Origin of the sequence: Exiguobacterium sp. PHA03 (assembly GCF_041945985.1) — a bacterium.
Lineage (GTDB): Bacteria > Bacillota > Bacilli > Exiguobacteriales > Exiguobacteriaceae > Exiguobacterium_A.
In genome coordinates, this window is sequence record NZ_JAUTYQ010000001.1 from 772,617 (window position 1) to 796,839 (window position 24,223).

Consider the following 24,223-nt stretch of genomic DNA (forward strand, 5'->3'; position numbering starts at 1 on the left):
TTTCGAACAATCCACGACTTCTTCCTGTCATATTTCCTAGAAAGGAGGAATCACCATGCAAGCTCCATATCTTCCGGTTCCCCATACGCTCTTACGGAGCGGGACGGCATTAGCGTCCGTCCATGAAAAAATGATCTACCTGATCCTTGAAAGCTTCAGTGGTCAAGATGGTCAAGCATTTCCGTCCTATCAGACGATTGCCGATGCTGTTCCGTGCAGTAAATCGACAGTCAAGTCGTGTATCCAGTCCTTGATCGCAAGTGGTCGGATCGAGAAAGTCGAACGGTTCACGAAACACGGAGGACAGACCTCGAATGCTTATCGTGTCCTGCCCCATGTCGATACGCCATCCCCGGCGAGTCACGAGACGACTGCCCCCGAGACTTCTGCTGACTCCGAAGAAGAAGTCTTGAAGAAGACGTCTTTAAAAAAGGAACTGGTGCAGCAGTATGAGTCGAATCTTGGAAAGGCGACACCACGAATCGAACAAGAGTTGCTGTTGCTTGCGAACGAACATCCAATCGAGCGAATCCAGTACGCAATTGAAGAAGCGGGACGGGCGAACAGTCGTCATTTCGGTTACATCGAACAGGTCGTTAAGCGTCTTGCAACCGGATCCGAGTCAGAACGTCCGAAACAAGTAACCAAACGTTCGAGAAGGAATAATTCATTATTTCAATTACCGAATTGGGTAGAACGTGAAAAAGAAGCACAACGCGCATACGAGGCAAAACAACAGGAACGACAAGTCATTCCTGACGATGACGAGATTGCTGCTTTATTACATACATTGACCAGGGAGGGAGCCTGATGCAACTAGAAGAATTACTGCGACGCGCGAATCAAAAACTAACCGTTCCCGGCATGCATCCGTCGGTCGTCCGGATTGCCCGTGACGTGATTCAAGAGCTTTATCCGCATGGGATCAAACTCGGTATAGCCCAAAGCTTTCGGAGCATCGCGGAACAGAACGTGTTATACGCAAAAGGACGGACGACCCAAGGACCGATCGTGACGCAAGCCCGTGGTGGACAATCAAACCATAATTTTGGTGTTGCAATTGACGTCTTCCTTTACCAAGATGGTGCATTATTTCTTTCTCCACCGGACGCGCGACTTCGTCGAATCGTTGCGGCAATGAAACGGCGCGGAATGGACTGGGGAGGCGATTGGTCCCGTTTTCCCGATTATCCACATTTTGAATTGTACGATCATGTCAGTCTTGCGCGGCATCACGTGCCAAAACCAGGACACTATCTACGCGAACGAATTCAAGCACCGGAACTCGTCCGAGCGATTGAGAAGCGATTGGGTCTGATGGTGACAGGAATCTTTGATATACGTTTGACGCGAGCCATCCAAGCGTTCCAGCAGACATCTCGACTTGCGGTTGACGGGATTGTTGGACCGCAAACATGGCGTCGTCTCTTTCCGGTGTCGCCATGATTCGTTTTCAAGCATGGCTCCGCCTCATGATACCGCTCTATGTCTTTCTAGAGTTATTCTTACCGACGCTCGGATTTACCGCTTTACCGGTGTCATCGAATGACGTCGAACGATTCGTGACCGGTCTGGTTGGGGTAATCGGTTTGTTCGTCGCTTGGTGGAAGAATAACGACGTGACCGAGCGGGCATTAAGACGACGTCAGTCGCAAGTACAGCTGGAAAACACATCCTTAACCGATTGAACGGTCGGGAAGCGTTTGGATTGTGTCAGCAACGGGCATTATTTCATACAAATGACTAATTGTTTGACTTCAAGATACTGATAGAAGAAATTGACTTTAGTCAAGTAGATAGAGAAAGAAAGGTCGGTCTTCTTGTGAAATGGTCAACGTTGCAACGGTATTTGTTTTTGGCACTCTGTGCGCTTTTATTTACAAGTGTTTGGAGCTATCAAGCTTTCCTAAAAATCGAACGAGAAAACGCCCGTATCTTAAAAGAAGCTATTCCGATCTCGACGGAAGCAGCAGAACTGTTTCCAGCGTTGTTGAATCTAGAACTCAGTGTCCGGAGTTACATCCTTTCACCGAACAAAACGGATCTAGCACAGTATGAACGGACGATTAATCAGCTGGATCAAACGATCACGCGGCTGAACCGGCTCGATGCGAACCATCCCATCATGCGAAAACTCGTTCGGACGGAGGCAATTCCCCGTATCGAGACGGCGACGCAGTTTTACGACACGCAATTTGAACTCGTCAAGGACGGTGACAGAGCTTCAGCAGAGGCAAGACGATATCAAGGAATGCAGTTCATCGAAACGTTCCGACCGATTGATGCCCGTTTGCGAACAGACGTCAACCGAATCATTGCGGAAGCAACACAACGCTCCGAGCAAGCATCGAGTGCTGCGAAATGGGTTATCGTTGTCGTCGCGAGCATCGCTGTTCTTGTTTTGATTGCCTTCATCCAGACGTTTCGAATGGAACGAAGCAAACAAGTCTTGATTCATCGTTCCTTGCATGATGCATTGACCGGCATCCCGAATCGGCGAGCGTTCGATGAACGATTGGAGAAGCTTCTCGAAGAAGCCAAACAAGAGCAGACACCGCTCTCCTTAATACTGATTGATGTCGATGCCTTCAAGTCCTACAATGACACGTATGGTCACTTAAAAGGGGATGAATGTTTGAAGGAAGTGGCTCGCGTCTTAAAACGGCAGGCTCGGCATGGACAAGTCGCACGATACGGAGGAGAGGAGTTCACGGTTTTACTGACGCGTGGCATAGAAGAAACCCGTCATATCGCAGAACGGATTCGACAGGACATTCTTGATTTGAACATCACACACGAGCAGTACGAACCCCTTTGCCGGGTCAGCGTCAGTCTTGGCTTGACGTCACTTGTACCCGAAGCACAGACGACAGAGAAGGAAATCATCGACCAAGCCGATCAAGCACTGTATCGAGCGAAAGAGAACGGACGGAATCAGATTGGGGACTTGGCAGGGTGAATACGATAAAATCCCCCGCGTGAGTGTTTGCTTCTCACACGGGGGATTTTTCATTGTAAGATGACGCAATACGATCGATCGGAAATGAGAGGCGCCGATATGACATAAACCGTCCTGACAGGTTCACCACCGACACGCGCATTAAGTTGTGTGAGCTGGGAACGAATCTTACGGCTTAAGCCATATCGTAATTCAGTACTGAGCTCATCAACATCTTCCTGTACGTGCAAGAGAAGTTGGAACGGTTCAAGCGAAAAGATTGAAAAATCACAGGAAATCCGTGGATCCTCGAATTTTTCATTCAATTCCTTCTTAATGTAATAGGCTTCTTGTGCACTAATCAACTTTTCTCACCTCACTCTCCTGATAAATCAGCTCTTTCTCTACTATAGTCTATATTACCCATTTTTCTGGCAAATAATCGTCTGATTTTGAAAAAAAGTCAATCCGAATTTTGAAATCATCCAAAATCTATTTTCAAGAAATCCTCTTAAACTCCGCCAAAAAAACGCCAAGCTTCAATGAGCAGGGCGGAAGGAGAGAAAAATTCAAGATATCGAAGACTGGACATGGCATTTCTTTAAATATTGTTCCATAGCTTGGACGAAGAAGGTCAGTTGATGAGTGGAGATGACGGGTACCTTTCCGTACCGCACTTCAAAATAAAGCGGATCAACAGGTGACGGAAAAGCGATTCGCTCGAACCATTCCGTCACGGTCTCATGTGTCCTGCGCTGTAATGAAAACGGAAGTTGCTCATTAAAACGAACGAGTTGTTTTCGAATCGAGTCAGCAGGTAGGTCTTTTGTCTCATAAACGAAAATCGGGAAGCGTGGTGGAAGTACATGACCCGATGCATCAAGTCGCGGACGACGCAACCACTGGAGATAGTGCCATAAAAACCAGCTACAAAACAGGAGAACGAGACATAAGATGAGAAGATAAGGAGGTGTCGTCACCGAAGAGTCAAAACCGGTCCGGAACCAAGGCGTAGGTGGATCGGCTTCACTAATCGTGACAGTACTTCCGTCTCCGCCGTATGAGGTTCCTTCCTCGACTGCACTAAACATCGATGCTTTCGGACCACAGCGATCAATGCAGTATGTATTTGTTGCTGGATCGATTCGTCCAAGTAGTGACGTGTAGAATGACGGGACGAATTGTTGGATGGCAAGCAGTAGAAGACAGACGATTGGAATAAGAAGCAACAGGCGAGTGCGGAGCGTTTGCACGATAGGGACACCTCCTTTGACGAGTACGTTTAACAGACGTTCGCTACACAGTATAGCAAAAGTGGAGATGGAATATTTTGATTTTTTCAAAAAATAGTCATTGATTTAGAAAGGAATGAATAGTATGGATTTACGATTGAGTTACCAAAAAACGACAAAACGATTGGATGGACACGGAAGTCGAACCATCGGAGTATTACAAGAAGCGTTGCAAACCGTTTCTGCCGATCAACCAAGCGATATGTATGGAAACGGCGAATTGATTAAAACGTTTGAACGTAAGATAGCAGACTTACTCGGGCACGACGATGCGATCTTTTTTCCGAGCGGTACGATGGCGCAACAAATTGCGTTACGGATCTGGTCTGATGAACGGAATAATCGTAAGGTTGCCTACCATCCCCTTTGTCACCTCGAGATTCATGAGCAGGATGGGTTGAAGGAATTACACGGGATTAAACCAGTACTAGTCGGAGAAGTCGATCGCTTAATGACGATAGACGACGTCAAAGCCTTGCCGGACGTCAGCTGCCTGTTACTCGAACTGCCACAACGCGAACTCGGCGGACTGCTTCCGTCGCGTGAGGAACTTGAAATCATTTGTGCATATGCACGGGAACAAGGAATTCGTCTGCACTTGGATGGGGCTCGCCTACTTGAAATCTTACCGTACTATGAGGCATCGGCAAAAGAAATCGCAGAGTTATTTGACAGTGTCTATATCTCTTTTTATAAAGGTCTTGGCGGCGTCGCAGGAGCGATCTTAGCCGGACCGGAAGCATTTTGTCGCGAGGCTCGCATCTGGAAACGTCGCTATGGCGGTGATTTGATTAGTCTCTATCCGTATATTCTATCCGCGGATCATTATTATGAACAACGAAAAGACCGGATGGCGGAGTACTATGTAGCCGCAAAAGCACTAGCGAGCAGCTTGAATGCGATACCAGGCATCTCGACTCGTCCCCTTGAGCCGGTCTCAAACATGTTTCATCTTTACTTTGAGGCAGATAAAGCAGTCGTCGAGGAAAAATTGATTGAAATCCAGTTGCACGGAAAAGTTGGTATCGCCGGCTATCTTGTCAAGAAAGAAAAAGGCTGCGCAACGGAAATCAATATCGGCGATAGTTTTCTTGCATTGACGACTGACGAACGCGAAAGCGTCTTTCGTCAATTGACGGAGGCGTTCTCAGAGGATTGAATGACATCAGGAGCGGGAATCGTAGGATGGAGGCGACGATAGGTGTCGACTTTTTCTGCGATCATTCGCTCCGTTTCTTGTAATGCTGCCAGTTGAGCTAAGACGTTTGCATGGTGTGCTTCAAGCAACGCAAGGCGTTCGCGGGTCGTATCCTGCTCGCCGTGAGCAAGAAACAGTGACACATACGTACGGATTTGCTCGATCGGCATATGCGTTTCACGTAAGCGGAGGACAAATCGAAGCCACGTCACGTCTTGGTCGTCATAACGTCGTTGGCCATTCTGGCGCTTCGGAAAGAGTAATCCTTCTTTCTCATAATAGCGAATCGTATGGGCACTCGTCATCGTCAGTCGACTGATTTCAGAAATCGTATACATGAATCTCACCTTTCTGCTTGACTTAGAGTTCACTCTAAGGATTAGACTCTGACTATACCAAATCGAAAAGGGGATATGCTAGATGAAGTACACGGTCATTACAGGAGCAAGTTCAGGAATTGGGTATGAGACGGCAAAACTACTCGCAGGAAAAGGAAAGTCACTCGTCCTCGTCGCGCGCCGGACGTCAGAGCTCGAAAAACTTCGAGATGAAGTCAAACAGATTTCACCAGACAGTGATGTCATCCTCAAGTCGATCGACCTTTCTGATAACCAAAACGTTCATGATCTTTATGAAGGCTTAAAAGAACTTGAAATTGAAACATGGATCAATAATGCTGGATTTGGTGATTTTGATCTCGTCCAGGACATCGATCTCGGAAAAATCGAGAAGATGCTCCGCTTGAACATCGAGGCACTGACGATTTTGTCGAGTCTGTTCGTCCGCGACCATCATGATGTCGAAGGAACGACGCTCGTCAATATCTCGTCAGCTGGCGGCTACCGGATTGTACCGAACGCCGTCACGTACTGCGCGACGAAGTTCTATGTCAGTGCCTATACGGAAGGACTCGCGCAAGAACTGCAAAAAGGCGGCGCAAAACTCCGGGCGAAAGTGCTCGCACCAGCTGCGACCGAGACAGAGTTCGCCGATCGTTCGCGCGGGGAAGTAGGGTTCGACTACAGCAAGAACGTTAAGAAATATCATACGGCGGCTGAAATGGCAGGCTTCCTGCATCAGTTAATCGAAAGTGACGCAATTGTCGGCATCGTCGACGGCGAAACGTATGAATTTGAATTGCGTGGTCCATTGTTCAATTACGCAGGATAAAAACTAAGTAAGGTCCCTTTCTCAATTGAGAAAGGGACCTTACTTATGTAAACATTATATATACGAATTTCATGAATGCATCAAAAAAGACATCAATTACTTATTTTTTTAAGAGTTTCTTCGCAAGCTTCCATACGACATAGACGACTGCGCCGATAATCAAAAGATTTATTAGAGCGCCGAAAATCATAAATTGTCCCACGATTACATACGTTTTTTGAGGCGTAAGCATTCTATTTACGTTTTCGTTTTGAGAACCTTAAGCCTATAAAGAATAACGCCATTAGAACTATTGCAATGTTCACGGCTAATGTTAATCGCTCATTATCAATCACTTGACCATTTAAGAAGTTCAAAGTAAGAACAATCACCATAAATAACAATAAAAAGTATTTTATGGATTTTTTATCATAAATAACTTCCTTTTCTTGTGTTCTTCTATTAGTTTAAACATATCGACATTTTAAAAACAAGGAGAATGTCTAATACGAAGAATGACACAGAAACGATACTCAGGAGTGATGAAATGAAACGAACCTTTATATCGATTACGTTATTGATGATTCTAGGAGTCGGCATCATCGGTGCTTCAGCCTATAAGTCGTTGTACTATGATGAAAAACAAGAGGTCACTCAGTCAATCAATCACTATCTGACGCGACAGAATTATATGACACACGTGAAGAACAAAGAAATTCGCTATGATACGAGCACAGGTGAATTCTTCGCACGCGTCGTGTTCGAAGATGAACCGAATAATGAATATGAGATTTATCAATCGGGATCGAATCACATTGACGTCACGGGATATAAAGACGGCGTACAGATTATGAACAAACAAGAAGGACGGTATATTTCAAAGGATTGACAACACGTTAAATCCATTGAAGAAACGAGGTGATAGAATGAAAAACATGATCTTTTTAGGAAGCGTCGTTGCTCTACTAACGGTACTTTTTTCACTTCATTACGGAGTACGCCTTATCGATGATACAACGCTTAAAATATCTCTGTTGATTTCGCTAATCGTTGTATTGATTGCGCGGAAGAAATGGAAGATTGCGTTTACTACAGCGGAATGATCTTGAGAGTGTATGAAGGATTGGGAGAGATAAAGGATGAATGAGAATGAATTCTTTGACTGGAAAATCAGCTTGGATGATGAACTATATGCCGTCATTGATGAGAAGGCGAGAAAAATGGTAGTCATGGGAAACTTCATCGAACTAACTGCAGTCTTGTGGTTGGATCAAAAAGGCACACTGCAATTAAAGCCGACGTGGGGTTGTGTCATATCCATCGATGATGCTGCAAAACAGATTACGATCCGCTCGGCAGAATCATTGAACATGAAAGAAGAATGTTAAGTTACCAAAAACGAGTCCATTCACGAAATTCGTGGAGAGGACTCGTTTTTGATTTGAAAAGACAAGTTACTTTAATTCATGTTGACCAGGGACAGTCACTTCAACATTATGCTGGTCGTATACGGTCGTCAGTACATGCCCCTCAATGATTTCATAGTAGTATGTATGATCCAGTTCATTCGTGTATGTGATTTTCATCTCATATCTTCCAGTTTTTGAATCATAGACCGTTTCTTTTTTAGAGATATCCTGATCGTATCCTGTTTCAGCCAACAAACGTTCAATCTTGATTTCCGTAATCACCTTAGATCCTAATCGATATGTTGGATAGGCGGCAATTAGCATGACGAGAACGACAAGGGTATAGACTAGTGGACGTACTTCTTTTTTCATGCGATCACTTCCCGTCAATTTGATGGTATAGATAGAAAAGTCGTTTGAAAAAGGTCGCTCGTCTGCGTCATTTAACGAAATCGAATTATTTGTATCAAACGAATCATGGTAGAAAGAAGAAGATACAAAGCGGACGCGGTCATTAATACCAAACAGATATATATCAGAAATGTGTTCAGATTAAAAAATTGTGAGTTTAGATAAATGGAGAATCCGACTAAAACATCATCGATGTAATCTAAAGCTAATCCGGCATCAATCATATGTTGTCTTTTGAGATGCTGATATGTAACGTAGCTTTCCCGCTGATGAAAATAACCGATGTAAGTATAGATAGCGGCTAAAATGATCGTAGTCATCAAAGAGAGGGAACGAGCGTCAATCAAATAAAAAAGAACGATGATTCCTAATACGATAAGTGGAAACAGGAAAACGATGATGTAAGCAAATAAAATTCCTGGATTGCCGTTTCCGCTGATCTGATGAGAACTTACTTCAAATCCATGTCCTGCCCAGAAGAAAAAAGCACAAATCGTTATTAACACTAACAAGACAATCTGTAACTGTTTCAAACGGTTCATTTGCTGACTCCCTCCATAAAAAAACGTCTATGTATAGTATTACATGTTTCTCTGATTTCATAGTGTGGGATTTCAGTGATAAGGGATATCGGAAATTTACTTTTCAATCATTCTCCTTTCGCAAACGGATGCAACGCATGTTACGGGACTTGATCTCTTCGAAGACAATGGTTCGTTCTGCGACGCTTCCTAATCGACAAGCCATTCAAACAAACCGAGCGACGATTCAGCGAGCCAATCTGATTCACTTGAAGTTAGTGCATGAGACGGTCGAAGGTATTTATAGTATTCGTACGATCTATTTTTGGGAATCCGTCGATCGAACGCTTCAAGAAATGTATCGAGCCTTACGACCAGGCGGACGATTCGTTTTAACATACTGTGATGGAAAAGCAGGGGAAGAGGGGGAAGAACTACATGAGCGGATCGAACGGGAATTCATCCCGCTTGCAAACAAAATGGGATTCGAATCAGTCATTTTGAAACGTGGACCAGTCATTCGTTCGTTTCATACGGTAGCGCTTGTGGGATATAAAGGATGAGCCCGTTGACCAAAGAACAGTGGCACGTTATAATTCAAATAGACGTTTGAATGAAAGGTAAAAGGGGGCAATGTCATGGCACATGATCATCATCATCACCATCATCATACGGACAATAAAAAGGTACTCGGCCTGTCGTTCCTGATCATTACTGTGTTCATGATCGTCGAGGTCATCGGCGGGATTTGGACGAACAGTTTGGCATTGTTATCAGACGCCGGGCACATGTTAAGTGATTCGATTTCACTTGCGATTGCCCTGTTAGCCTTCCAGTTCTCGAGTCAAGCACCGGATGCGAACAAGACGTTCGGTTCAAAACGCTTTGAAATCTTAGCCGCAATCCTAAATGGCGTGACGCTGATAGTCATCGCTCTCTATATTTTCATTGAAGCCATTCAACGCTTCATCGATCCACCCGCTGTCGCAACGACGGGGATGCTGATCATTAGTGTCCTCGGGTTGCTCGTCAACATTTTAGTTGCCTGGATCATGACACGCGGCGGTGGGCACGAACATAACCTCAACATGCGCGGTGCGTATCTGCACGTCTTAAGCGACATGCTCGGATCGGTCGGTGCGATTGTAGCCGCCTTGCTGATCCTATTCTTCGGTTGGGGATGGGCGGATCCACTTGCGAGTATCATCGTAGCGATCCTCGTCTTACGGAGCGGTTATTACGTGACGAAGGCATCCGTTCACGTCTTGATGGAAGGAACGCCGAGTGATGTCGACATTGATGAGGTCGTTTCGACGATTCAGACGAACGAAGCCGTTCTCGGACTACATGATCTACACATCTGGTCGATCACGAGTGGGTATAACGCGTTATCGTGTCACGTCGTCGTCAAGGAGAACATGACCGTCCGGGAGTCGGAGTCGATTCGCGAACAGATTGATCACGACTTAAAACATGTCGGTATTAACCACGCGACCATCCAGGTCGAGACGGATCAACATGCACATGGCAATACGTTGTATTGTGACGGCAAACACGAATCGCATACGCATTAAAAAACGAGCACACGTCCTAGTCAGACATGTGCTCGTTTGCTTATGCTCAAATGATCGGCACCGTTGGTAGAAACAGCGTCGCGAACAGACTGATACTCAAGAACATCGAGTATCCGAAAAAGGTCGTTTTGGCATTTCCAGCAGCTCGGTTACCTAAGTACATGAAAAAGACGATGGATAAGAACGTCAAACCCGTCAATACGGACGAGTGGTGTTGATCCGGCGAAGGAGCAAGCGACTGGACAAGATGCGCGAGACCAAGCGGCAGGACAATCAAAAGAAAGTAGTAGCCTAGACGTGCCTCAGACGGGACGTCGACCTGTTCCTGTTCGGTTTCATAGTCATAACGCGTTTGCGTTTTCATGGATCTTCACCTCCCTATGCGTTTTAGTATAGCGAATGAACATGTCGGCTCTGTTACAGATGGGTAAGAATGCCTTAACAGACGATGACGATGTGATGACGAAAAAAGAATGGGCAGCAATTGAGAAAAATTGTAAGATGAACAAGAAGTCGTTTTAGGAAAGGAATAAAGCATCATGTCACGTGCGTTTCGTTTTATGTATGTCTCCGATTTGTTATCGACTGTCGGGACGAGTTTTGTTTATATTGCGATTTACTGGTTGAGCGCGGAACAGATTAGTGCTTCAGGTGTCGCCTTGCTTGCAACAGGTGTGTTTTTGATTCGTTTTCTCGTCTCAACGTTCGTTGGACCGTGGATTGACCGTTTCGTCAGCGCATCGTTGTATCAAACGTCCTTACTCATTCGCTTGCTAGCGCTTGGTATTACGTTAGTGGGAATCGGTCTGACAGACGTCGTCTTACCGTGGTTACTTTGCTTGCTCGTCGTTCAGACGATCCTGCAAATCGTTGGTGGAAATGCTGTCTTCACGTGGGTCGTTGATCTAGTCGAAGATGACCAATTGCCGCAAGCGAATGCCTATCTCGCAACAATCGAACGGATCGGGACGTTAAGCGGATTCTTACTTGGTGGGATGATGGTTGCCCACTTCTCGATTGCGAGTATCTTGTGGCTCGATCTGGGACTGCATCTCGTTGCCTGGTTGCTCGTCCGACACATGACGGGACAGGTCGCAGAAGGAGCGCGTGTCGGATCGTACCGCGAAGCGTTACTCGAAGGGATTCATTACGTCGCGCGTGACGGTCGCTTAAAATGGATCCTTGGTTGTGCGATCCTTGCGAACTGGATGATCACACCGATGAATACCTTACTTGCGCCATATGCCAAGAACGTCTTATCGGGGAATGCCCAAACATTTTCCGCACTTGAGCTAGCGACGGTGATCGGGGGGATCACGATGTCGCTCCTTTACGGGAAGTGGGTCGTCTCGATCAGACAGGATAAGCTGTTTCGGATCGCAGTCGTGCTGCAAGGACTCGCGATTGCAATCGTTGCTTATATGTCGTCCGTGCCCCTTGCGATTGGCGGATTCGTTTTACTCGGCATGGCGCTGACATTGTTCGGGATTCCGTTTGCGACCTTGTTACAACGCTCGACGCCTGCGCACTTGCTCGGACGGGTTCGAACAGCGATGGTCGCAGCATCAACGGCGTGTTCTGCACTCTGTTACGGATTATCATCGTACTTGACGTCGCTCTTTAACATCTCGTTTGTTTTCCTACTGTTTTCCTTAAGTGGTCTCGTGTTGACAGCTATCTGGTTACTCATTCATCGTAACGTTTCCTTTACCGAGGCACGACAGGACAAGGTCGGATGAAATATCCGCCTTGAGGTGGAGGTAAGCGGTTTCGCGCTTATGTACACTAGAGATAGAAATGAACGATGAGGAGTGGAGTCGATGGAGAGTTTATGGATCACGGCATTATTGTTTTTGATTCCGATCAGTGGGATGACGGTCTTCTTGAATGTACTGTGGCGCCGAATGGCAACGGAAGGCATTTCGGAGTAATCATGAACTAAACAGTGCGCCTGCTTACCGAGATTAGATCGGATAGCAGGCGCTTTTTTCATTTGAGTCATGACTGGTCGTAGAAGAATAACCTCAGATTCGTTAATTCAGCGATTCGCGTGTAAACTGAAGTAGCAAGTGGTTTTATGATTTTTTCGATCGAAACTAAGGGGGATGAATCACAATGAAAGCAATCATTACAGGCATGAACGGAACGGTAGCACCCGTCGTTGCGGACGTCTTAGCAAAGCACGACATCGAGACAGTCGCGTGGGATCGGACGAAAGTCTCGACGACTGACGAGTCTCAGATGCGGACGTTTTTAGAAACGGAACGACCGGATTATTTCCTACATATTGGGATGGGGTCCGTCAGTTGGACGGAAGCGCTCGTTCGCTTGTGCCAAGAATATAAGATTCCGTTCTTCTTCACGAGTACGGTGTCTGTCTTTTCGGACGACGTGCCGGCACCGATTGACAAGGACGCTGTACCGGATGCGACCGATGAGTATGGTGCCTATAAGATTGCTTGCGAGCAAGCGATTCAAGCAATTGATCCTCAAGCAAAAATCGTCCGAATCGGCTGGCAGATCGGGACGGAGGCAGGTTCGAACAACATGGTCGACTTCTTTACGAACGAGATGAAGCAACACGGTGTCATTCAAGCAAGTCGAAACTGGTATCCGTCGAGTTCGTTGCTTGAAGATACAGCAGAAGCGCTCGTTACGATTTTACTTGAACGCGAAGCGGGGCTCTATCAGTTGAACGGAAACGATCGTTATTCGATGTACGATTTAGCGCATGCCTTAAATACACTCCACGCGAAAAACTGGACGATTGAACCAGTCGATGAACCGCGCCGAGATAACCGGATGGCGACAGATGTCGTTTTGGTCCGTCCGTTGTCAGAACGATTGCCACTCTAATCAAACATCCCGCTCTCCTTGACGTGTATCAAAGAGAGCGGGATGTTTTTTACTGCGTGACTGGCGTTTCCGTTGCAAAAGCGAGTGCCGGTCCAAAGATTTCGTAATGTAGTTTGTCCGAAGACGCCGTGAAGTGTTTAATGACGTATTGAATCATTGCTTCCGGACCACAGACATATGTCGGATCCGTGATGCTTGCGATGACGTCTTTCGGTAGACGTCCCGCTTGATCCGTCGCCTGGTGCTCTGCGTAACGAATGACGCGAGCGCCACGCTGCTCAAGCAGGGCGAGTTGTTCTGTAAACGGACGATTGCGTTCATCTTGGACGGCGTGATGTAACGTCACGTGGCGACCAGCAGCTAACGCTTCGTCTGCCATTGCAAGCATCGGTGTGATGCCGATTCCACCAGCAATTAGAACGACGGGTTCACCTGATGCATCAAGCGTGAAGGCCCCAGCTGGCGCACTGATTAACACCGTATCACCGATTCGAGCTGCATGTAAGTAGTTCGAGACGATGCCTTCTCGTTTGACACCAATCGTATAAGTCGTCGTGTTTGATGCTGACGTCAGACTGTATTGACGATTGTGCCATAAGCCGTCGCTATCCTGAATCCGTACCGTGATGTATTGCCCTGCTCGATAATCAGGGAGCGGACTGTCCGTTTTGAAAGTCAGCGAGCGGATGCCGTCTGCTTGTTCCTGGATATCCGAAATCTTGACGGACTGATAACCGGAAAAGTCTTTCGCCTGTTCGTCCTGCGTGTATAGTTCGGCTTCGAGTGTGATGAACAAATCGGCAATCTCCCCGTACGCTTCACCCCACGCTTGCAGGATTGCAGGCGTTGCGGCTTCCCCTAAGACGTCTTGCATCGCTCCGAGTAATTCTTGACCGACGAGTGGATACATCTCCGGCTTGATTTGAAGACTCCGGTGTTTATGCAGCACTGGTAATAAGACTGGTTTTAACGTCTCGAGTCGATCGATGTGAGCAGCAGCGGCATAAACGGCTGTAGCGAGTGCTTGCGATTGTCGGTCACTCCGTTGATTCGATTGATTGAAGACATGTTTGAGTTCTGGATGAGCTTGAAATAAACGTTGATAAAAGACTTTCGTAATTGCGGCGCCATGCGATGCAAGGACCGGGACGGTTGATTGAACGATTTGAATGGTAGAGGTTGATAACATAAGACCACTTCCTTTTCACTAAGTAATGAACACAGTCTTAGTATTTCGTAGCCTCGTCATTAATGCAACATTTAAAATACTAGATTAAAGAACTTCGTGCGTTTTGTCACAAGCAAGTCAAAATATCGACAAGGATTCGTCACGATTGATTGGATATCCAGAGCTTTGAGAAATCAAAATAACCGAACGAGTCGATCGTGATATTTTGCAGCTCGATCGGATACGGAATTAGTCGTGTATCGTGATAGAACGGGATGAAATACGATTCGTTAATCAAGTAGCGTTCGATTGCTTGATGAATCGGAAGCCAGTCTTCGAACGGGGTTGCATCGTATTGTTCAATCCATGTCAGCATCTCGGGCATCTGCTGAAATAGCCGGATCGGTGGTGAAAAAGTATTCGTCATGAACTGATAGAAGGCGTACTGGACATTCCGCTCGAACACTTCGGCATGAATGGCGAGATCGATCGTATCGTAGACATGAAAATCCGTAATACTCTCTTCGAATCCGACTTCGACGAACTCATACGGAATCCCGTCCTGATCAAATCGCTGACAGAGCCAACGTGTTACTTTGTCCGTAAAATCAGTCAACTTGATCCGAATTGGTTGCGTGAACAAAACAGCAGGACCGTCCGGGACGGTATACGATGGACTATAGGACTCAAGAAAACCAGAGTCGTTCGGTTGTGTCCGTTCATGGAAGTCATGAATGCCATCACGGACTTCCTTGATGAGCCGATGGATATAATGTCGCGCTGCTTTTGATTCAAACGGACCACCGGCGCGTGGATGGAGAAAGACGAGACCAAATCCGGACTGCGTCGCAATCGTATCAATCGGACTGGAGTCAGATGCTGATGTCCGGTAGACCGGGTCATATTGCTCCGGCATCTGGATGAACTCAATTCGGTCGAGCAGGGCGCGGATGCCAAAGTAATTCGGAAATGCCGTCAGAACGGTTTTCTTATCGTCATGTTGCGTGAGTTGAAATGGTCCCGTTCCAATGCCATCTTTGATGATGCTCGTATGTATCGAGGCGAGCTGCGGCAAAATCGAACTCCTGCGCTGATCGAGTGTGAGATCGACCCGGTACGGACCGTTTGAGACGATCTGTTTGACGTGCCGATAAGAAGAGGCATAAGCCGGATAGTTGATCAGAGCACGGAGACTCTTCGTCACTTCCTTACTCGTCAGGAGGGAACCATCATGAAAGCGGACGTCCTTACGTAAGAAGAGACTGAGCATCGGACCATTCCAGGCATAGTGATGTGCCAGTTCGCCTTGGATGTTGCCGTCGACGTCAATCGTAAACAAACGGTTGAAGACGTTTTGGACGAGGTGAGCACTATGAATGTCAGCTGCTTCTAACGGGTGTGTCGTCAAGAAGTTACGTTTCCGAGGAATCAGCAAGGCGTCCGATGTCGTTTGCGTATAGCCAAACTTTCGCTCGAGTTGGCGCATGAAGCGTCCTGCTTGTGCCGGTGACCAGTCCCACGACAGTTCTTCCGTCACTGATTCGATCGAATCACGGTCGATCCGCTCGAGCATCCGTTTCGCATACTCCCGTTCGACGTGGCGTAACCAGACGAGTTCACTTAAGTTGCCCCGTCCGCGACCACTCGTGTAATTCATCCAGCCTTCTTCCTGCCATTTATTGAGATATCGTTTTGTTTGTTTAGGACTTAAATGGATCGCTTCCGCGAGTGTCGTGATCGGATAATGTCCATTTCGGCAAGTCTTCCATAACATAAAAAGATAAGCATCCATCATGTTCATCCTCCTTAAAAGGGGACATCTTTTTTATATGACGTCCATTTTTCTTATGTATTGTCTTGTTTATGATACAGGTAGAGAATGGAAGGTGACAATATGAAATGGAAAGAAATACCGAAACCAATTAAAGTACGTCTCATCACATCGTTTTTCAACCGCGCTGTCTCGTTTTCGATCATGCCGTTCATGGCTCTCTTGTTCGTCAAGGCATTCAACGAAGTCATCGCCGGTGCGTTTTTGATCGCGATGGTCTTCGTCAGCTTCATCACCAATCTACTCGGCGGATATCTCGCCGACCGCTTCTCTCGTAAACGCCTACTCGTCACGACATCTGCGCTCACGGCGTTGACGTTCATCACGATGGCGATCTCGTTGACGCTCGACTGGATGCTGCTGTTCATGGTCATTTACGCCGTCTTCTCGGTGACGAGTAATCTTGGTCGTCCGGCAATGGGGGCGATTATCATCGATGCGACGACGAAGGAGAACCGCCAAGCGGTCTACGCGCTCGACTACTGGTTGATCAATCTCTCGATCGCCATCGGAACGGCGCTCGGAGGTTGGCTCTACGTCAGTAATCAATTGCTGTTGTTTTGGATCTTGAGCTTTACGTCGTCCGTTTTACCGATTGCGTACTACCTGTTTCTCGACGACACACCACAGACGTGGCATCGTCAGAAACTACGTGGTGTCATCACGGATATCTTTACAAGCTATCAACTCGCTTGGCGGGACCGTCCGTTCGTCAAGGTCGTCTTTGGTTCGATGTGTATCTTAGCGGCTGAGTTTTCGATGGGGAGTTACGTCGCTGTCCGCCTCGCTGATTCGTTTGAACCGATATCGTTTGCCGGGTGGTCGATCAACGGGATTCGGATGATGAGTATCATCAACATCGAAAATACGTTGCTCGTCGTCACGTTGACGTTCATCGTCCAGCGGCTTGCGAAGCGTCTGTCTCCGCACCGGACGCTCGCTGCAGGTCTGATGCTGTACACGATCGGTTACGTTGTCGTGACGAGTGCTAACAGTATGACGGCACTGATGCTTTTTATCTTCATCGCAACGATCGGCGAGTTGCTCTACTCCCCGGTCTTGAACACTCAAAAAGCGAACATGATGCCAGCCGATCAACGCGGGGCGTACTCGGCCTTCGCCGGAACGTCATTCGCAGGAGCTGATTTGCTTTCTCGGTCGACGATTTTAGTTGGGACATTTTTAATCCCGTCGATGATGAGTGTTTACCTCGGATTGATTCTTTTGACGGGCTTTGGTTTAGTCTATACAAGTCTTTTCGTGAAGGAATCGGTCGAACGACAGCGAAACGTATCTTAATAAGGGGGAATCGACATGAATTTACCAGATACACTAGAAACAACACGGCACGTGTTGCGTCGTTGGCAAGAAGACGATGCAGCAGCACTTTACGCTTACGCAAAAAATCCAAATGTCGGGCCGAAGGCAGGCTGGGCACCGCACGCGTCGCTTGACGAAAGCCAGGAAGTGATCGGGATCTTTCAAGCGTCGCCCGGCGAGTATGCCGTGACCGATAAGGAAACGGGTGAAGTGATTGGGAGCTTCGGATTTCACTTTAATCGTCGGCCGGACGATTCAATCACCCATGACCGTCAAGTCGAGATCGGCTATATCCTCGCGCCTAACTACTGGGGAGAAGGGCGGATGCCGGAAATCGTTGAAGCAATGATTGATTTCATCTTCCGGGAACTGCCGATCGATGTCGTTTGGTGTGGTCACTTTGATTTTAATGACCAGTCACGCCGTGTCGTTGAGAAACTCGGTTTTACGCATGTCCTTGATCGACCATTCGTATTAGAGCGAATTGACGGACGGACCGTGACGAGCCATGTCTACAACTGGACGCGTGAGCGGTATGAAGCAATACAAGGGAATTGATAAATAGATAAAATAAAAAGGCGTGCACCGGTGCACGCCTTTTTATTTTATATAGTGATTTCTGAATAGACATAAAAACGAATACATTCTGTTATGGCTTAACTTTCATATCTTCATACCAAAAAAGAGAATAATCCATCATCAATGAGGATTCATTTTGCTGCCTTAACATGGTAGTAATGTTCCCCAGGTGATACGTACCGTGATTGGCTACATGTAAAAGAATTTCTTCAAAAGTCGTTTCCCGTGGACCAGACCAAGGATTATCCACATGTATCGTCATAGTAAGATTTGAGTTCTGATTTAAAAATAGTTGATACTTTGATGCTATATTTTTGAATGCTGTTTTGAATTCTTCAATTGTATATGCATCAGTTAATGGTAATTGACTCATCGCATCTTGTAGCGCTTGTTGAAATTCTACTTTTTCTAAAACATGAATCCACATAGTATCAACTGCAAGAATATGACTAAGTGTTTTAGCGATTGTCGGATAAGAGCTTTTCACCTCTTTATTTAATAGATTTTCAGGTAATGCATCCATATGATCTAACATCAACTGCATCGCCCAGTTGTGATATTCATACATCGTTTTTCCGGCATTCATCCAAATCGCTCCTTTAATTGTAGTAAGAACTGTCTAACTACGTTCATTATAAAAAAGGATATATGACATCTGAGTGTCATATATCCTCATATAGATTAACTATTTTTTTGGCTTCGTTTCTTAATATGTCTTGTAAGTACAAGGGATGAATAACAACTACACCTGATCTGAAGCTTAATAAAATGTTGATTAACCATTCCGCATGTAAAGGTGAAGGTAACAATAAAGTCATCGTCACACTACCATCTTCTTCAAAAACCATCGATTGATGCTGAAAATGGTTTAAGACTACATGAATGGATTCAGGATGAACTCTTAACGTGATACTTTCTCGTGCGGGTTTCACGACAGCTCTGTCTCCAGGAATGGGATGGTTATCCTGAATAGATGTTGAAAGTCTTTGAAGGTTGAGCATATGTGACACTTTGAATTCGCGGTAATCATTTCTTAAATAACAATAAGCATAAAGGTACCATGTACGAAATTTATATCGTAGAAAAATAGGATCTACTTCTCGAATGGTCTGTTCCTTTTGAGCACTGATGTATTGAAACAGAACTCTTTTTGATTCTTTGATACTCTTTTGAAGATCAATTAAGAAAGTAGGCTCAATGGATTGATCAGCTAAATCAATGTGTAAATGGTTATTTTGTTCTTCTGTCGTAAGAATCGATAGCCGTTCTAGCGTATTTTTTAAATCTTGATCATGTAATTGCGCTGATAAACTTTTCATTAAAGATAGAACATCGACCATAGAAGACGCATTTAAAAAGGTCTTATCCCATTTATAATTCTCAATAATACCGAAACCTCCATTAGTTCCATGATAAGAAGTAACGGGAATTCCAGCTGCACTAATGGTTTCGATATCTCGATAAATCGTTCTCTGAGAGACATTTAATTCACTAGCTAATTGAGCGGCCGAGATCGTAGAGCGATGCAGTAACTTAAATATGATAGTCAGTAATCGTTCGAGTTTCAAAAAATTCTCCTTTGTATTAAGCACGACTATAGTGTGAACCGTCATTCCATACAAATAATTACGTTTAGTATAATTGATTTATTCGTTCTATGGAGAGATTAAAAAGTACTTCGTAATGAATTGAATCAAAATCCAAAGAAAAAAGTATGCATCGCGCATACTTTTTGTGGTTTTCCTTATCTTATTAGATATGTTTGAGTTGTGAATCTAATTCAATATGTAATTTTGACCTATTTCTTTAAGAATTTATTCGGCGATAAGACAGCTACCACTTTGAAGTCGGGAAGCTAACACCAAAAAAATGAAAATTACTTATGAATCATAAAAATGTAAAATCAAGGGTTACGTATGGAAAAGGAAGTATGTTAAAATTCGGTTCAATTCAAATAAAGTCCTTATCTAAATAAGAAGGAGAGTGGGAAAAAATGAATCAGGTTGCAGCCATAAGTATGCTAGGAAACGTCTTTATTTTTATAGTCGTTTTATACTTTATTTACAAAATGATTCAATACATTCGACTGAAATGATCCGTCATCCTATAAAATGAACAATGGATGGTTCGATAAAAAAATAATGAGATACATTTTAATGAAACATAGTTGAAAGTGAATGCTAAAGAGCAAAAAAGTATGCGCCGGCGCATACTTTTTTGTAGAGGATGACAAAAGATCTCTGCTAAAAAATATATTATGGAGATACGGGACGCTTGAGCGTTAACAATTCATCGTCGAGTGACGCGAATGACTTAACACAGCCGCATGAGCGTCTTGAATTCCAATATTATAAAAGTGAATAGCAACTGACTCTTTGATGAAATCAAAAACACGTTCTGCGGCGAAGTCAGATGGCACTTCTAAGAAAAAATCTTGAATAGACTGGATAATTTGTTGTTGTTCTTTACTAAATCGATTGAACATAACGACACTCTCTTTATTTTTGTTGATCTCTGAATGATCTAAAAAAATTACAAGAGAATGTATTTTAAAATCACAGTCTATATTTTGTCGTAAAAAAATGTACATGCCTTCCTTTAAAATGTTGCTTTCAATTTCTGAAGCATCCCATCCCAACCTTGGTCCATAAAGTTACGGACACGACCTTGTGGCTGATTTGCTTTCGGCACAAGGTCATCAGCGTTTTTCCATCCGCTGTGTGTCACAGTGAAAAGGGTAAGGTCGTTCAATGGAGTTAGGGAGAAGGTCACGATCCATCCATCTTCATCCCAACTAAACGATAATTCTCTTTCTGGTTGTACGTTTAATACCGTGCAAGGAGATGGACCAAAAGGAGATTGAATATGAAACACACATCCTGTTTGTGCGACAAGGTCGTTTGGCATAAACCATTTAGATAAAGAGCGAGCCGTCGAGACATTCGCCCATACCTGTTCAATGGGATTGTTGATCTTAATGGAATGTTGAATATCTTTCACAGATTGATTCATCGTTTACAACCACCTATTCTTTTTTAATATATTTTATTCTAATTCTATCCTCAATTTTTTCTCAATGATATACAAAAATGATCTTAGCGCTGAGGTCATTTTAAGTATCAGAACCAAATCGTTGCTTCAGTGCTTTGAGACGTTTGACTGATCTTGTTTAGATTCGCGAATAAAAGCGACTGTCATTGTAATGGCAGCAACAGCATATCCGACGAGTACAGAGGTCAATTCCGACCAATCAAATACAGAACGGAGAATGATTTGGGGAACAAAATAGACGAGCAATGCAATCGGCAAAATCCATGTCTTCGTCTTCCATGCCGTGACAAGAATCCAGATAATCAATAGGGCACCAATCATCCAGCCGACGCTTGGGAATAACGTGATCTTTGGTGAATCAACAAGTCCGTTGACGATCAATAGTCCGATGATTAACAGAAAATGAATACTACCATGAATGCCGTAACGCATGATAAGAGGGCGCGCTCCATCACGTAAAGCATCTTGACGGAAGAGAAACGCCAAGGTGGTCAGGTAAACGGCACTAATCAACAGGAAACCGCCAACGAGCAAGATACTGAACGTCGTTGTACCATTCAAGAGGTTTTGAAGATAGAGAAAACTGGATGCGCCGAGAAAAACTTGCAAGACGATCCAAAACGCTTCTTTTGGATCAAATGCCATCTCTTTAGAAATCGATTGGATGTAATCGGCGGGACTATCACCCGTGATCGCGCGAACGGATTTTCCGTCTGCTTCCGCTTCGATCAGGTGATCCTCGAGTTCGTTGACAATCTCGTTCGTCGCCAATTCATTTTTACCCGAAGCAAGTAGGTATACCTTTAAGTCTTCCAAAAATCGTGTTGATTCCGTCGATAGGGTCATCTCATTCGTCCTCCTTTAAAATGCTTTCGACACTCGTTGAAAGGTGATGCCATCTTTGTTTGAAAGCGGCGAGTTCTTCAACACCGCTCGTCGTGATCGAATAATACTTTCGTTTTGGACCGGACGGGGAGACGCGAGAGGTTGCTTCGATCCAGTCCAGTTTTTGCATCCGAATCAATAGAGGATAGATCGTTCCCTCACTGATGTCGGCGAATCCGTACGCTTTCAGTTTCGTCGCCAGTTCATAGCCATAAATCTCTTCTTCCGCAATCAGTGCGAGTAAGCAACCGTCGAGAATTCCTTTTAACATTTGCGTCGATGACATCCGCATCTTCCTTTCGCTACTTGGTATTACAAGGTAATGATACGCTATGCTATTTTGTATTGCAAGGTAGTGAGTAAAATAAATCCAATGAATTTTAGGATGGTGCTTTCGCGATGAATTGATATGTAATATATTACTTGTATGAAACCTACAAATGATTTAGCCATTGTACGACTTCCTTTAAGTGAGGAAGTGTATCGACGCTTGCAACACCACATCATCACCTTACGTCTTGCCCCAGGAGAAAAGGTGAACGATCAAGCACTCGCGGAAGCGTTCGGTGTCAGTCGGACACCGGTCCGCGAAGCCTTGAAACGACTCGAAGAGGAGGGATTGATTTTAGCAAAACGGGGTTCACGGACGATCGTGACGGAACTCGATGCCGAACAGGCACAGCAAACCTATCCAATCATTGCGACACTGCATGGGTTAGCGGCGCGTTTAGCAGGACCAATGCTGACGGATGACGATCTAACGAGTCTAAAGTCGATTCATCAACAATTCACGACGGCAATTGATCAGCAGGATACAGAGGCGGCACTAGCACTTGACGATGCCTTTCACGATGTCTTCGTGCAGCGCAGTCAAAACGATCAACTACGAGAGACAATCCGTCGGTTGACACCGTTGATCCGCCGGCTCGAATATGCTCAGTTTGATCGTCTCGGACGCCAGTCGATTGCCGACCATGCAGCGATTTTAGATGCATGTCAACAACAGGATGTCGAGCAGCTCGTCCAGGCGACGGAGCATAATTGGAACGGGCTCGGGCGTCTACTCGTCTCGACACTAAAGGAGGAGAGCTGATGCGACCGATCATTTATGGAATTTTAGCGGCAATGTTTTTTGCCGTCACCTTCATCTTGAATCAATCGATGCAAGGGGCAGGCGGTCACTGGATTTATAGTGCGTCGCTCCGCTTTTTCCTGATGTTGCCGTTCTTTATCGTCATCGTCATGATGCGACGGGGGATCGGGCGCGTCTTCCAGGCGCTTCGAGCCGATATCGGCTTTTGGTTACTGTATGGAACGATCGGCTTCGGACTGTTCTACGGCAGCATCTGTTTTGCTGCTGACTACGCACCAGGCTGGTTGATTGCCGGGACATGGCAGTTGACGATTTTAGCGGGACCGTTGCTTGCCCCCTTGTTCAACCAACGGATCCCGTGGTCAGCACTGAAGTATTCCGTCCTGATCGTCCTCGGTGTCGTCGTCATGCAACTATCGGTCGCGGGAAGCCTATCGCTGCAGTCACTGTTGTTCGGTGCCTTACCGGTCCTCGTCGCGGCAATTGCCTATCCACTCGGGAACCGGAAGATGATGGAACGCTATGGGAACGAGCTCGATGTGTTTGAACGAATTATCGGAATGACACTTGCTAGTCTACCGTTTTGGATCGTTCTTTCCGTGATTGCCTACATACAGGTCGGATTGCCGAGTGTCAATCAAGTGACCCAGTCCGGATTCGTCGCGTTGTTTTCCGGCGTCATCGCAACGTCGCTTTTCTTCTACGCGACGTCGCTCGTTCGGACAGATCCGGTCCGGTTAGCAGCGATCGAAGCAACGCAATCGTTCGAGATTGTCTTTACCATATTCGGAGAGATTCTTTTCCTTCACGCGGCACTACCAACGGGACTCGCAACACTCGGGATCATCCTCGTCATGCTCGGGATGACGTTGCATAGTTTGAATCAGGCAGAGCGAACCGTCGTTCGTTCCGCTAAACGAAAAATCAATTGAGAAAGTAGGCTGTCAG

The 24,223-nt window shown here is 45.6% G+C and carries 30 protein-coding genes; 16 read left to right on the forward strand and 14 right to left on the reverse strand.

What is annotated here, in order from left to right:
- The first annotated feature begins 55 nt into the window (after positions 1-55).
- From Q7C19_RS04060 to Q7C19_RS04075, 4 genes are all read left to right on the forward strand, one after another.
- The gene (locus Q7C19_RS04060) at positions 56-811 is read left to right on the forward strand and encodes a helix-turn-helix domain-containing protein (RefSeq protein ID WP_375091696.1); all 756 of its coding nucleotides are present in this window, start codon (positions 56-58) and stop codon (positions 809-811) included.
- Positions 811-1,446, forward strand: coding sequence for a M15 family metallopeptidase (locus Q7C19_RS04065; RefSeq protein WP_375091697.1), 636 nt, complete (start codon positions 811-813; stop codon positions 1,444-1,446). Before Q7C19_RS04060 ends, Q7C19_RS04065 begins: the two co-directional genes overlap by 1 nt.
- The gene (locus tag Q7C19_RS04070; protein WP_035408161.1) at positions 1,443-1,688 is read left to right on the forward strand and encodes a phage holin; all 246 of its coding nucleotides are present in this window, start codon (positions 1,443-1,445) and stop codon (positions 1,686-1,688) included. Before Q7C19_RS04065 ends, Q7C19_RS04070 begins: the two co-directional genes overlap by 4 nt.
- Positions 1,689-1,822: 134 nt before the next feature.
- A complete protein-coding gene (locus Q7C19_RS04075) occupies positions 1,823-2,959 on the forward strand; it encodes a GGDEF domain-containing protein (protein ID WP_375091698.1) in 1,137 nt (378 codons plus the stop codon).
- Between the two features lie 50 nt (positions 2,960-3,009).
- Here the strand turns inward: Q7C19_RS04075 and Q7C19_RS04080 are convergent, their stop codons facing one another.
- Together Q7C19_RS04080 and Q7C19_RS04085 are read right to left on the reverse strand one after the other, a co-directional pair.
- Positions 3,010-3,303: a hypothetical protein gene (locus tag Q7C19_RS04080; protein ID WP_035408158.1), complete on the reverse strand. Its 294-nt coding sequence runs from the start codon at positions 3,301-3,303 to the stop codon at positions 3,010-3,012.
- A gap of 204 nt (positions 3,304-3,507) precedes the next feature.
- On the reverse strand, positions 3,508-4,191 hold the full coding sequence (locus Q7C19_RS04085; protein WP_375091699.1) for a hypothetical protein: 684 nt from the start codon (positions 4,189-4,191) through the stop codon (positions 3,508-3,510).
- Positions 4,192-4,315: 124 nt separating this feature from the next.
- Here Q7C19_RS04085 and Q7C19_RS04090 point away from each other — a divergent pair, with 124 nt between their 5' ends.
- Entirely contained in the window at positions 4,316-5,389 is a 1,074-nt protein-coding gene (locus Q7C19_RS04090; protein ID WP_375091700.1) for a threonine aldolase family protein, read from the forward strand.
- Here Q7C19_RS04090 and Q7C19_RS04095 read toward each other — a convergent pair.
- Positions 5,359-5,766, reverse strand: coding sequence for a MerR family transcriptional regulator (locus Q7C19_RS04095; RefSeq protein ID WP_214853527.1), 408 nt, complete (start codon positions 5,764-5,766; stop codon positions 5,359-5,361). The two genes, Q7C19_RS04090 and Q7C19_RS04095, sit on opposite strands and share 31 nt — an antisense overlap.
- An 82-nt stretch (positions 5,767-5,848) precedes the next feature.
- Between Q7C19_RS04095 and Q7C19_RS04100 the strand changes: the two genes are divergently transcribed.
- The 3 genes from Q7C19_RS04100 to Q7C19_RS04110 all read left to right on the forward strand — a co-directional run bounded on the left by Q7C19_RS04100 (position 5,849) and on the right by Q7C19_RS04110 (position 7,965).
- Complete coding sequence (locus tag Q7C19_RS04100) at positions 5,849-6,598, forward strand: SDR family NAD(P)-dependent oxidoreductase (protein WP_035408149.1); 750 nt, start codon at positions 5,849-5,851, stop codon at positions 6,596-6,598.
- Positions 6,599-7,124: 526 nt separating this feature from the next.
- Positions 7,125-7,466, forward strand: coding sequence for a DUF3139 domain-containing protein (locus tag Q7C19_RS04105; RefSeq protein WP_375091701.1), 342 nt, complete (start codon positions 7,125-7,127; stop codon positions 7,464-7,466).
- 250 nt (positions 7,467-7,716) lie between these two features.
- A complete protein-coding gene (locus tag Q7C19_RS04110; RefSeq protein ID WP_375091702.1) occupies positions 7,717-7,965 on the forward strand; it encodes a hypothetical protein in 249 nt (82 codons plus the stop codon).
- A 66-nt stretch (positions 7,966-8,031) separates the two neighbouring features.
- On the opposite strand, the gene Q7C19_RS04115 is transcribed toward Q7C19_RS04110, so the two are convergent.
- Both Q7C19_RS04115 and Q7C19_RS04120 read right to left on the reverse strand, forming a co-directional pair.
- Positions 8,032-8,358: a DUF3139 domain-containing protein gene (locus tag Q7C19_RS04115; protein WP_214853536.1), complete on the reverse strand. Its 327-nt coding sequence runs from the start codon at positions 8,356-8,358 to the stop codon at positions 8,032-8,034.
- Positions 8,359-8,429: 71 nt separating this feature from the next.
- The gene (locus tag Q7C19_RS04120; RefSeq protein WP_375091703.1) at positions 8,430-8,939 is read right to left on the reverse strand and encodes a hypothetical protein; all 510 of its coding nucleotides are present in this window, start codon (positions 8,937-8,939) and stop codon (positions 8,430-8,432) included.
- Between the two features lie 128 nt (positions 8,940-9,067).
- Between Q7C19_RS04120 and Q7C19_RS04125 the strand changes: the two genes are divergently transcribed.
- Positions 9,068-9,481: a methyltransferase domain-containing protein gene (locus tag Q7C19_RS04125; protein WP_375091704.1), complete on the forward strand. Its 414-nt coding sequence runs from the start codon at positions 9,068-9,070 to the stop codon at positions 9,479-9,481.
- Between the two features lie 75 nt (positions 9,482-9,556).
- Positions 9,557-10,492 carry a cation diffusion facilitator family transporter gene (locus tag Q7C19_RS04130; RefSeq protein WP_308101486.1) on the forward strand — a complete coding sequence of 312 codons (936 nt, stop codon included), beginning with the start codon at positions 9,557-9,559 and terminating at the stop codon, positions 10,490-10,492.
- A 46-nt stretch (positions 10,493-10,538) separates the two neighbouring features.
- Here Q7C19_RS04130 and Q7C19_RS04135 read toward each other — a convergent pair whose 3' ends face one another.
- Positions 10,539-10,856 (reverse strand): hypothetical protein, encoded by a 318-nt coding sequence (locus Q7C19_RS04135; RefSeq protein ID WP_023468204.1) that lies wholly within the window; start codon positions 10,854-10,856, stop codon positions 10,539-10,541.
- A gap of 175 nt (positions 10,857-11,031) precedes the next feature.
- Here Q7C19_RS04135 and Q7C19_RS04140 point away from each other — a divergent pair, with 175 nt between their 5' ends.
- Together Q7C19_RS04140 and Q7C19_RS04145 are read left to right on the forward strand one after the other, a co-directional pair.
- Complete coding sequence (locus Q7C19_RS04140) at positions 11,032-12,231, forward strand: MFS transporter (protein ID WP_375091705.1); 1,200 nt, start codon at positions 11,032-11,034, stop codon at positions 12,229-12,231.
- Between the two features lie 376 nt (positions 12,232-12,607).
- Positions 12,608-13,348: a sugar nucleotide-binding protein gene (locus tag Q7C19_RS04145; RefSeq protein WP_290773213.1), complete on the forward strand. Its 741-nt coding sequence runs from the start codon at positions 12,608-12,610 to the stop codon at positions 13,346-13,348.
- A gap of 49 nt (positions 13,349-13,397) precedes the next feature.
- Here the strand turns inward: Q7C19_RS04145 and Q7C19_RS04150 are convergent, their stop codons facing one another.
- Both Q7C19_RS04150 and Q7C19_RS04155 read right to left on the reverse strand, forming a co-directional pair.
- Positions 13,398-14,537, reverse strand: coding sequence for a globin domain-containing protein (locus Q7C19_RS04150; protein WP_313490104.1), 1,140 nt, complete (start codon positions 14,535-14,537; stop codon positions 13,398-13,400).
- 139 nt (positions 14,538-14,676) lie between these two features.
- Positions 14,677-16,311: an ABC transporter substrate-binding protein gene (locus Q7C19_RS04155; protein WP_375091706.1), complete on the reverse strand. Its 1,635-nt coding sequence runs from the start codon at positions 16,309-16,311 to the stop codon at positions 14,677-14,679.
- 99 nt (positions 16,312-16,410) lie between these two features.
- Here Q7C19_RS04155 and Q7C19_RS04160 point away from each other — a divergent pair, with 99 nt between their 5' ends.
- Both Q7C19_RS04160 and Q7C19_RS04165 read left to right on the forward strand, forming a co-directional pair.
- A complete protein-coding gene (locus Q7C19_RS04160) occupies positions 16,411-17,646 on the forward strand; it encodes an MDR family MFS transporter (protein WP_375091707.1) in 1,236 nt (411 codons plus the stop codon).
- A gap of 15 nt (positions 17,647-17,661) precedes the next feature.
- Positions 17,662-18,225: a GNAT family N-acetyltransferase gene (locus tag Q7C19_RS04165; protein WP_375091708.1), complete on the forward strand. Its 564-nt coding sequence runs from the start codon at positions 17,662-17,664 to the stop codon at positions 18,223-18,225.
- A 91-nt stretch (positions 18,226-18,316) separates the two neighbouring features.
- On the opposite strand, the gene Q7C19_RS04170 is transcribed toward Q7C19_RS04165, so the two are convergent.
- The 6 genes from Q7C19_RS04170 to Q7C19_RS04195 form a co-directional block, all read right to left on the reverse strand.
- Entirely contained in the window at positions 18,317-18,832 is a 516-nt protein-coding gene (locus Q7C19_RS04170) for a DinB family protein (protein WP_375091709.1), read from the reverse strand.
- A gap of 76 nt (positions 18,833-18,908) precedes the next feature.
- The gene (locus tag Q7C19_RS04175; RefSeq protein WP_035408125.1) at positions 18,909-19,814 is read right to left on the reverse strand and encodes a helix-turn-helix transcriptional regulator; all 906 of its coding nucleotides are present in this window, start codon (positions 19,812-19,814) and stop codon (positions 18,909-18,911) included.
- A gap of 713 nt (positions 19,815-20,527) precedes the next feature.
- On the reverse strand, positions 20,528-20,836 hold the full coding sequence (locus tag Q7C19_RS04180) for a DUF2164 family protein (RefSeq protein WP_313490113.1): 309 nt from the start codon (positions 20,834-20,836) through the stop codon (positions 20,528-20,530).
- An 8-nt stretch (positions 20,837-20,844) separates the two neighbouring features.
- Positions 20,845-21,258 carry an SRPBCC family protein gene (locus tag Q7C19_RS04185; RefSeq protein WP_035408123.1) on the reverse strand — a complete coding sequence of 138 codons (414 nt, stop codon included), beginning with the start codon at positions 21,256-21,258 and terminating at the stop codon, positions 20,845-20,847.
- A 126-nt stretch (positions 21,259-21,384) separates the two neighbouring features.
- Entirely contained in the window at positions 21,385-22,143 is a 759-nt protein-coding gene (locus Q7C19_RS04190) for a hypothetical protein (protein WP_375091710.1), read from the reverse strand.
- Between the two features lies 1 nt (position 22,144).
- Positions 22,145-22,468 (reverse strand): PadR family transcriptional regulator, encoded by a 324-nt coding sequence (locus Q7C19_RS04195; RefSeq protein WP_056061231.1) that lies wholly within the window; start codon positions 22,466-22,468, stop codon positions 22,145-22,147.
- 141 nt (positions 22,469-22,609) lie between these two features.
- On the opposite strand from Q7C19_RS04195, the gene Q7C19_RS04200 reads away from it, so the two are divergent.
- Positions 22,610-23,275, forward strand: coding sequence for a GntR family transcriptional regulator (locus Q7C19_RS04200; protein WP_290773196.1), 666 nt, complete (start codon positions 22,610-22,612; stop codon positions 23,273-23,275).
- Positions 23,275-24,207, forward strand: coding sequence for a DMT family transporter (locus Q7C19_RS04205; protein ID WP_375091711.1), 933 nt, complete (start codon positions 23,275-23,277; stop codon positions 24,205-24,207). The genes Q7C19_RS04200 and Q7C19_RS04205 overlap by 1 nt, the downstream gene beginning before the upstream one ends.
- Positions 24,208-24,223 lie beyond the last annotated feature (16 nt).

Bases quoted from the DNA above. Each gene is read 5' to 3' on its own strand.
- Q7C19_RS04060 (WP_375091696.1), top strand. From the start codon at position 56: ATGCAAGCTCCATATCTTCCGGTTCCCCATACGCTCTTACGGAGCGGG.
- Q7C19_RS04065 (WP_375091697.1), top strand. From the start codon at position 811: ATGCAACTAGAAGAATTACTGCGACGCGCGAATCAAAAACTAACCGTT.
- Q7C19_RS04070 (WP_035408161.1), top strand. From the start codon at position 1,443: ATGATTCGTTTTCAAGCATGGCTCCGCCTCATGATACCGCTCTATGTC.
- Q7C19_RS04090 (WP_375091700.1), top strand. From the start codon at position 4,316: ATGGATTTACGATTGAGTTACCAAAAAACGACAAAACGATTGGATGGA.
- Q7C19_RS04095 (WP_214853527.1), bottom strand. From the start codon at position 5,766: ATGTATACGATTTCTGAAATCAGTCGACTGACGATGACGAGTGCCCAT.
- Q7C19_RS04100 (WP_035408149.1), top strand. From the start codon at position 5,849: ATGAAGTACACGGTCATTACAGGAGCAAGTTCAGGAATTGGGTATGAG.
- Q7C19_RS04105 (WP_375091701.1), top strand. From the start codon at position 7,125: ATGAAACGAACCTTTATATCGATTACGTTATTGATGATTCTAGGAGTC.
- Q7C19_RS04110 (WP_375091702.1), top strand. From the start codon at position 7,717: ATGAATGAGAATGAATTCTTTGACTGGAAAATCAGCTTGGATGATGAA.
- Q7C19_RS04115 (WP_214853536.1), bottom strand. From the start codon at position 8,358: ATGAAAAAAGAAGTACGTCCACTAGTCTATACCCTTGTCGTTCTCGTC.
- Q7C19_RS04120 (WP_375091703.1), bottom strand. From the start codon at position 8,939: ATGAACCGTTTGAAACAGTTACAGATTGTCTTGTTAGTGTTAATAACG.
- Q7C19_RS04125 (WP_375091704.1), top strand. From the start codon at position 9,068: ATGCAACGCATGTTACGGGACTTGATCTCTTCGAAGACAATGGTTCGT.
- Q7C19_RS04130 (WP_308101486.1), top strand. From the start codon at position 9,557: ATGGCACATGATCATCATCATCACCATCATCATACGGACAATAAAAAG.
- Q7C19_RS04135 (WP_023468204.1), bottom strand. From the start codon at position 10,856: ATGAAAACGCAAACGCGTTATGACTATGAAACCGAACAGGAACAGGTC.
- Q7C19_RS04140 (WP_375091705.1), top strand. From the start codon at position 11,032: ATGTCACGTGCGTTTCGTTTTATGTATGTCTCCGATTTGTTATCGACT.
- Q7C19_RS04145 (WP_290773213.1), top strand. From the start codon at position 12,608: ATGAAAGCAATCATTACAGGCATGAACGGAACGGTAGCACCCGTCGTT.
- Q7C19_RS04150 (WP_313490104.1), bottom strand. From the start codon at position 14,537: ATGTTATCAACCTCTACCATTCAAATCGTTCAATCAACCGTCCCGGTC.
- Q7C19_RS04155 (WP_375091706.1), bottom strand. From the start codon at position 16,311: ATGATGGATGCTTATCTTTTTATGTTATGGAAGACTTGCCGAAATGGA.
- Q7C19_RS04160 (WP_375091707.1), top strand. From the start codon at position 16,411: ATGAAATGGAAAGAAATACCGAAACCAATTAAAGTACGTCTCATCACA.
- Q7C19_RS04165 (WP_375091708.1), top strand. From the start codon at position 17,662: ATGAATTTACCAGATACACTAGAAACAACACGGCACGTGTTGCGTCGT.
- Q7C19_RS04170 (WP_375091709.1), bottom strand. From the start codon at position 18,832: ATGAATGCCGGAAAAACGATGTATGAATATCACAACTGGGCGATGCAG.
- Q7C19_RS04180 (WP_313490113.1), bottom strand. From the start codon at position 20,836: ATGTACATTTTTTTACGACAAAATATAGACTGTGATTTTAAAATACAT.
- Q7C19_RS04185 (WP_035408123.1), bottom strand. From the start codon at position 21,258: ATGAATCAATCTGTGAAAGATATTCAACATTCCATTAAGATCAACAAT.
- Q7C19_RS04190 (WP_375091710.1), bottom strand. From the start codon at position 22,143: ATGACCCTATCGACGGAATCAACACGATTTTTGGAAGACTTAAAGGTA.
- Q7C19_RS04195 (WP_056061231.1), bottom strand. From the start codon at position 22,468: ATGTCATCGACGCAAATGTTAAAAGGAATTCTCGACGGTTGCTTACTC.
- Q7C19_RS04200 (WP_290773196.1), top strand. From the start codon at position 22,610: ATGAAACCTACAAATGATTTAGCCATTGTACGACTTCCTTTAAGTGAG.
- Q7C19_RS04205 (WP_375091711.1), top strand. From the start codon at position 23,275: ATGCGACCGATCATTTATGGAATTTTAGCGGCAATGTTTTTTGCCGTC.